Below are 7417 nucleotides of genomic sequence, written 5' to 3' on the forward strand. Positions count from 1 at the left end.
CAGGTCGGTCACGGTCACGCGCACGTCCTCGCGGGGCTTCAGGGTCGCGGGCAGGTGGAAGTGGAACAGCTCCTCGCCGCTGATGCCCAGGCTCTCGGCGCTCTGGCCGCCTTTGTACATCAGCGGCAGCACGCCCATGCCCACCAGGTTGCTGCGGTGGATGCGCTCGAAGCTTTCGGCGATCACAGCCCTGACGCCCAGCAGGAAGGTGCCCTTGGCGGCCCAGTCGCGGCTGCTGCCCATGCCGTAGTCCTTGCCCGCCAGCACCACCAGCGGAACGCTCGCCGCCTTGTAGGCCACCGAGGCGTCGTAGATACTGGTCACCTGACCGCTCAGGAAGTTGGTAGTGAAGCCGCCTTCGGTGCCGGGCGCGAGCTGGTTCTTGAGCCGGATGTTGGCAAACGTCCCCCGTGTCATGATCCGGTCGTTGCCGCGCCGCGAACCGTAGGAGTTGAACTCGCGCTGCGGCACGCCGCTGTTGACCAGGAACTGACCCGCCGGGCTAGCCGCCCCGAAGCTGCCTGCCGGGCTGATGTGGTCGGTGGTCACCGAGTCGGCCACCTTCACCAGCACGCGGGCGCCCTGAATGTCGCTGACCTCGCGCACGCCGTCCGCCAGTGCGTCGAAAAACGGCGGGTTCTGGATGTAGGTGCTCTCATGATTCCAGTTGTACAGATCGCCGCCCGACACCGGAATAGCGTTCCACTGGGCGTTGCTCTGCTCGATGCCGTCGTAGATCTTGCGGAACATCTCGGCGTTGATGGCGGCGTCCATCACGTCCTGGATCTCAGCGTTGCTGGGCCACAGGTCCTTGAGGTAGACCGGGTGCCCGTCCCTGCTCGTGCCGATGACGCCTCTGGCGATGTCGATGTCCACCGTTCCGGCCAGCGCGTAGGCGACCACCAGCGGCGGGCTCGCCAGGTAGTTGGCGCGGATGTCGGGGTTGATGCGGCCCTCGAAGTTGCGGTTGCCCGACAGCACGCTGGCCGCGACCAGGTTGCCTTCCTTGATGGCGTCCACGGTGGCTTCCGGCAGCGGCCCGGAGTTGCCGATACAGGTCGTGCAGCCGTAGCCGACGGTGTTAAAGCCGATCTGGTCGAGGTAGGTCTGGAGGCCCGCCGCTTCCAGATACTCGGTGACGACCCGCGAACCGGGCGCCAGCGAGGTCTTGACCCAGGGCTTGCTGTCTAATCCGAGTTCCACGGCCTTTTTCGCCACCAGGCCCGCCGCGATCAGCACGCTGGGGTTGGAGGTATTCGTGCAGCTCGTAATCGCCGCCAGCACCACCGAGCCGTGCCCGATCTGGTGGCCGGTACCGGTGATGGTGCCCGTATCTCCCAGCGTGGCCGGGTCGAGCTCGAAGCCGCGAGCCTTGACGGGCGCCAGCAGCGCCTCCGCGAACACCGGCTGCATGTCGGTCAGGGCCACCCGGTCCTGGGGGCGCTTGGGGCCGGACAGGCTGGGCACCACGCTGGCTAGGTCGAGTTCGACAGTGCTGGTGAACACGGGGTCGGGCGTCTCGTCGGTGCGGAACAGGCCCTGGGCCTTGCAGTAGGTCTCGACCAGCTCGACCTCATCGGGAAGGCGTCCGGTGCGGCGCAGGTAGCGCAGGGCTTCCTCATCCACGGGGAAAAAGCCCATCGTGGCGCCGTATTCGGGGGCCATGTTGGCAATCGTGGCGCGGTCCGGCAGGGTCATGTTGCTCAGGCCCGCGCCGTAGAACTCGACGAACTTGCCCACCACACCGGCCTTGCGCAGCATCTCGGTGACGGTCAGGGCGATGTCGGTGGCGGTGACGCCCTCGGCGCTTTTGCCGGTGACGCGGAATCCCACCACTTCCGGCATCAGCATGTAGATCGGCTGGCCCAGCATGACCGCCTCGGCCTCGATGCCGCCGACGCCCCAGCCCACGATGCCGATGCCGTTAATCATGGTGGTATGACTGTCGGTGCCCACCAGCGAATCGGGGTAGACCACGATCCCGTCGTCTTCCGGGCGGCTCTGCACGCCTTTGGCCAGGTATTCCAGATTGACCTGATGGACGATGCCGGAGGCGGGCGGCACCACGCCGAAGTTGTCGAAGGCCTGCTGGCCCCACCGCAGAAATTCATAGCGCTCGTTGTTGCGTTCGAACTCCAGCGCCATGTTGTTTAAGAGCGCCCTGTCGGTGCCGTACTCGTCCACCTGTACGCTGTGGTCGATCACCAGGTCCACCGGAATCAGCGGGTTGATCTTCCTGGGATCGCCGCCGAGCGCCACCATCGCCGTGCGCATGGCCGCCAGGTCCACCACGGCGGGCACGCCGGTAAAGTCCTGCAAAATCACGCGGGCAGGCTTGAAGGGAATCTCGATCTCCTCGTTAATAGGCTTCCAACCCGCGACGTTGAGCACGTCCTCGCGGCGCACGTCATAATCGTTGGCCTCGCGCAGCACGCTTTCGAGCAGCACCTTGACCGAAAATGGGAGCTTATCGACGGCGAATCCGCGCTCACGGAGCTTATCCAGACGGTAGTAATAGACGTTGCCAGAAGCGCTTTTCCGCAGAATGTCGCGTGCGCCGAACAGGTCGTGTGCCACTGTATTCCTCCCTCGTACCTGACCTTCTGCCAGGCGGTGCCCAGGTGGGCTGATTTGATGGCGTCATGATATACGGCCAGGCACGGACAAAATACCCGCCAGGCACCCCGCAGTCTTTACCGACAAAGTAACAGCACGGAAATTGGAGAGCAAGCGCCTACTGGGACGCGACGCCGGGTGCCAGGGTCCGTTGTTCCCAGCCGGGGGACAGATCAGGGCAGGCCGCCGCCGCTCCGCTCCTGAGCGTTGAGATACAGCAGGTACAGGCCACAGAACGGGCCGAAAAATAAGCCGCCGAGGAACCACACCCAGGCCACCCGGCGGTGCTCCTGCGCCCACCAGGCGGTGAAGACGGCGAAGAGAAACAGGCTGAGCGCACGGGCACTGTTGGCGGCGTCCAGGGCGTGTTGGAGGTCCATAGGGGTCAGGGTAGCGCGGCGCGGGATGGCAGTTTTACGAGGTGTCTGGGACGCCCGGTACGACCCCTCTGCTTCGCAGTGGCCAGGCCCGATAGGTGCCGTTCTGGCTAAGACGGAATTAAAAAGACTTCCGAACATGTGTCTTCAAGGCCGCACGGTCCCCCCCTCACCCTTCCGCCACGTTGCGGCTCCCTCCCTCTCCCGCAGGGGGCGAGGGATCAACGGCGAGTGGCCTGGACTCATTTTAATCTCGTATAAGACGCTCTGCGAGTCCACCCCTCTCTGCGAGGTGCTCCACTTCGGGGCACCTCCCCTCAAAGGGAGGCGAAAGCGCTCAAGAGCGACTGGAAGGGTGTTTTCGGCTCCCCTCAAGGGGGGCTCCCACGTAACGGGTGGGGGGTTGTACCTCGCCATTCCTGAACTCCCAGCTCCACCCACGCTCCCTTCGCCCTTCCCACTGCCCACTCCCCGCTGCCCACTCCCCTCCCTACAACCCACACGCCCGCTCCAATAAAAACCGCAATTCATCGCGCCCCAGTCGCCGGGCATTCAGCGGCACGTCTTTGGGCAGGGGCGGAAGCGGAGCAGATGCCGTCTCGATGGCGTTCCAGTCCAGCGGCTGCACATCGCCCAGTGCGTGGTCCTTCTCTACAGGCTTGAGCACGAACTTGAACTCCGGGCGCAGGATCAAATCACGGTGGCGGGTGAAGGCCAGGACGAAATTCAGCCTCAGCGCATAATGTAGGTTCAGCGTCTCGCGCAGCAGACTGGAATCGCCGCCGAGCAGGGCGATCAGCGCCGGGTGCGGCTCCAACCCTTCGTCCAGCGAGCTGCCGACCTTTTCCGCGTCGATCAATAGTCCCGCACCGTCCAGCAGATACCCGCTGATGCGGCGGCGGCAAGTGGCCTCCGGGTCGCCGCGCACCAGGCCCACGTCGCGCCCGTTGCGCCGGGCCGCGTCGAGGTAGGTCCAGAAACGGCCCAGGCTGCTGTAGCTCGCCAGGCCCAGGTACCCCGCCGGTTTGAGCGGCAGCGGCTGGCTGGGCCGCAGGGGATTGACGGGCCGAGCTGGACTTGATGTGGAGCTGGTCACGCCTGCCATGCTACGGGACGCTCCCGGCTGTAAACCGATCCCATGAACGGCGACTGAACTTTTCTGTAAGCCGAAACCGCGTCCTTGAACTCAGTCTAAAATTGTTTGGGGGCGCAAAATAGAACCATGACCAAGACAGCTCCTGCCCCAGCAAGTGCGGCACCGTCCGGCGGCGACCTGAACCAACTGATGGCCCGGCTCGACCTGGGCAAACTGGCGGAGCTGTCGGGCAAGATTGACCTGCCGGGCCTGCTGAACGCGGCGGCGGGCATGAACGACTCGCAGCTCAGGCAGCTCAGCAAGGCGCTGGGTGTGGGCGCGGATAAACCCAAAAAGCGTGAACTGCCCGCCCCTGATGGCGACTTTTTCGGACTGATGGACACCCTGACGGATGAGCAGCGCGAGGTCGCGGGCCAGGTTCAGGGCTTCATGCATCAGCACGTGGCGCCGATCATGAACGAGTACTGGAACCGCGACGAGTTTCCGCGCCAGATCATCGACGGCCTCAAACCTTTGAACCTGCTGCGGAAGGTCTGGAACGAGGACGGCACGCGCAAACCGGACGCCACCGTCATGGAGGGCATCATCACGCTGGAAGCCTGCAAGGTGGACGTGTCCACAGCCGTCTTCTTCGGCGTCCACGCGGGCCTGGCCTTCGCCAGCATCGCGCTGGGCGGCTCGCCGGAACAGAAAGCCGAGTGGCTGCCGAAAATGCTCGATCTGGATGTGATCGGGGCCTTTGGCCTGACCGAGCCCGAAGGCGGCAGCCAGGTCAGCCAGGGCCTGCACACGACCTGCCAGCGCGACGGCGACGGCTGGATTCTGAACGGCCAGAAAAAATGGATCGGCAACTCTACTTTTTCTGACATCACCGTCGTCTGGGCGCGGGACGTGGAGAGTGGCGAGGTGCGCGGCTTTATCGTGCGGGCGGGGACGCCGGGCTACAGCGTCGAGAAGATTCAGGGCAAGACGGCGCTGCGGATCGTCGAGAACGGCCTGGTTACCCTCAGTGGATGCCGGGTGGCCGAGGCGGACCGCCTGCAAGCCGTCCAGGGCTGGCGCACCACCGCCGACGTCCTGCGGCTGACCCGTGCGGGCGTGGCCTGGCAGGGCGTGGGCTGCGCCATGGGCGCCTACGAGGCGGCGCTGAAATACGCCCAGACCAGAGTGCAGTTCGGCAAGCGCATCGGGGAATTCCAGCTTATCCAGAACCACCTCGTTCACATGCTGGGCAACGTCACGAGCATGTTTACCATGTGCCTGAGACTCTCCGAGATGGCCGACCACGGCGTCATGAAAGACGAGCACGCCGCGCTGGCCAAGGTGTTCACGGCGGCGCGTTGCCGCGAGACGGTGGCCTTTGCCCGCGAGACGCTGGGCGGCAACGGTATTTTGCTCGAAAACGGCGTCGCCAAGCACTTCGCCGACACCGAGGCCATCTACAGCTACGAGGGCACCAACGAGATCAATACCCTGGTGGTAGGCCGGGCGATCACGGGTCTGAGCGCCTTCGTCTGAAGGCCCTGTATCTGAGTATCTGTATCTGAGTATCTGAGCGCCTTCGTCTGGCCACCCTCATCTGGCCACCCTCATCTGGACTGTGTAGGAAGTCGGTGACAGTCATCCTCTACCATGACGGAGTGACCCGCCCGGCCTGCGACTGCGAACGCCTCCGCCCCTATTCCCACGGACAAGCTGCCCTGATCTACAGCAGTTCCGCCCATGTGACGCGCAAGCTGGCGCTGATCGCGGGCGCCTCCGGACTGGTTCAGTGCGGCCCCGGCTGGCGCCTGGAGGTCAATAAGTACGGGGTCAATAAGCACGGGGTCGGCGACACCGAGCTGACTTCCCGACTCGGCGCCGTGTCGGACGCGCTGAGGCCAGCCGAGCGCGAGCAGGTTCAGGTCGTGGCGCTGGAGGCTGACACACCGCTGTACTGGCAGGCGACCACCCTACCGCTGTGGCTGACGCGCTCGCGCACGAGTTGGTTTCCGGGGGCCGCCGAGAGGCTGAAGTTCGTCTTCCAGCCGGTCTTCGATCTGCGTTCCGGCGCCGTCTTCGGGCACGAGGCGCTGATGCGCTCAAGCCTGGATGACCGGCACTTCGGGGCGCTGGACCTGCTGGCGGCGGCTCCGGCACACGGCGGGCTGCATCTGCTCGACCGCCGGGCACGCCTGGCGGCCATCGAACAGGGCGCGGCGCGGGTGGCAGCGGGCGGACGGCTGCTCATCAACTTCATGCCCGGCGTGATCTACGACCCGGAAGTCTGCCTGAGCAGCACCTTCACCGCCTGCCATCAGTTCGGCGTGGACCCGCAGCGGCTGATCTTCGAGGCCGTCGAGTCCGACCACTTTCCCGATCTGGAGATGCTGGGCACGGTGCTCTCGCGCTACCGCCGAGGGGGCATGCAGGTCGCGCTCGACGATCTGGGCGCCGGACGCAGCAGCTTGCTGCACCTGGAAACGTTGCGCCCGGATTTCGTCAAGCTGGACCGCAGCCTGATGCTGGGCCTTGCCGAAGATGATCCGCGCATTGCGCTGGTGGGTTCGCTGATCGACTATGCCCACCGGCTCGGCGTGCGGGTCGTGGTCGAGGGCCTGGAAACCAACTTCGAGCTGGAAGTCGCCGTCTCGCTGGGCGCCGATCTGGGTCAGGGCTTCGGCCTGGGGCGTCCGCTGGGCGAGCAGGACCTGACGGGCGAGGACCGGTCAGGGCAGCGGGTCAGGGCACTGTCCGGCGTCGGTGAGGTTCTGACCTGACCGATCAGATAATTAAGCTAGACTAAAGACATGAGCCCTGGCACCCTTCTGCCCCTGCTCCTGAACCTGGCGCTGGTTCCCTCGCTCCAGACACCCCTCCAGACCGTGCCGCTGTATTTCGGCAGCAAGACGGTGTATGTCTCGGCGCCCCGGCAAAAAGAGCAGCAGTTCGAGAGCTACAGCTACCGCAACATCATCTACAACAAGGGCAAAACGCAGGCGGCGATTCGCTGGTGTTACTTCTGGAACAAGTACGTGACCTGCCAGGTGACCGTCACCAACGGGTACGGCAAAACCCAGGCGCTGCCCGACTCGGACATCGAGCAGTTCATCTTCACACCGGACGGGCGCTATCTGGTGGGCATCGGCACCGGCAATCACACCCTGATGTTGTGGACGCTGGGCCGCACCATCGCCGCGCCGAAGGTCAAAACCCTGGTCAACATGCGCGTCACCGACTTGCAGGTGTCCGAGCACGAGCTGTGCATCGCGGGCAGCAATGCGGGCAGCTTTTACGTGCTGCTCAACTGGCCGGACCTCAGCAGCGTGGCCGTGCAGAAATCCGCGTG

At 64.9% G+C, this 7417-nt stretch carries 6 protein-coding genes; 3 read left to right on the forward strand and 3 right to left on the reverse strand.

The window, feature by feature from the left end:
- The 3 genes from acnA to Q0R23_RS14905 all read right to left on the reverse strand — a co-directional run.
- The coding region (acnA, locus tag Q0R23_RS14895) for an aconitate hydratase AcnA (RefSeq protein WP_293914213.1) at nucleotides 1-2577 on the reverse strand (2577 nt) is incomplete at its 3' end.
- Between the two features lie 212 nt (nucleotides 2578-2789).
- Nucleotides 2790-2996 carry a hypothetical protein gene (locus Q0R23_RS14900; RefSeq protein ID WP_293914214.1) on the reverse strand — a complete coding sequence of 69 codons (207 nt, stop codon included), beginning with the start codon at nucleotides 2994-2996 and terminating at the stop codon, nucleotides 2790-2792.
- Between the two features lie 487 nt (nucleotides 2997-3483).
- Nucleotides 3484-4089, reverse strand: a complete 606-nt coding sequence (locus tag Q0R23_RS14905; protein ID WP_293914216.1) for a hypothetical protein — start codon at nucleotides 4087-4089, stop codon at nucleotides 3484-3486.
- 126 nt (nucleotides 4090-4215) lie between these two features.
- Between Q0R23_RS14905 and Q0R23_RS14910 the strand changes: the two genes are divergently transcribed.
- From Q0R23_RS14910 to Q0R23_RS14920, 3 genes are all read left to right on the forward strand, one after another.
- Nucleotides 4216-5607, forward strand: coding sequence for an acyl-CoA dehydrogenase family protein (locus Q0R23_RS14910; protein ID WP_293914218.1), 1392 nt, complete (start codon nucleotides 4216-4218; stop codon nucleotides 5605-5607).
- A gap of 122 nt (nucleotides 5608-5729) precedes the next feature.
- Complete coding sequence (locus Q0R23_RS14915; protein WP_293914220.1) at nucleotides 5730-6848, forward strand: EAL domain-containing protein; 1119 nt, start codon at nucleotides 5730-5732, stop codon at nucleotides 6846-6848.
- A gap of 30 nt (nucleotides 6849-6878) precedes the next feature.
- On the forward strand, nucleotides 6879-7417 hold a 539-nt coding region (locus tag Q0R23_RS14920; RefSeq protein WP_293914222.1), incomplete at its 3' end, for a hypothetical protein.

Source organism: Deinococcus sp. (assembly GCF_025362455.1).
Lineage (GTDB): Bacteria > Deinococcota > Deinococci > Deinococcales > Deinococcaceae > Deinococcus.

What these genes read in the sequence shown, in the direction of transcription:
- Q0R23_RS14900 (WP_293914214.1), bottom strand. Translation starts at nt 2,996, where the DNA reads ATGGACCTCCAACACGCCCTGGACGCCGCCAACAGTGCCCGTGCGCTC.
- Q0R23_RS14910 (WP_293914218.1), top strand. Translation starts at nt 4,216, where the DNA reads ATGACCAAGACAGCTCCTGCCCCAGCAAGTGCGGCACCGTCCGGCGGC.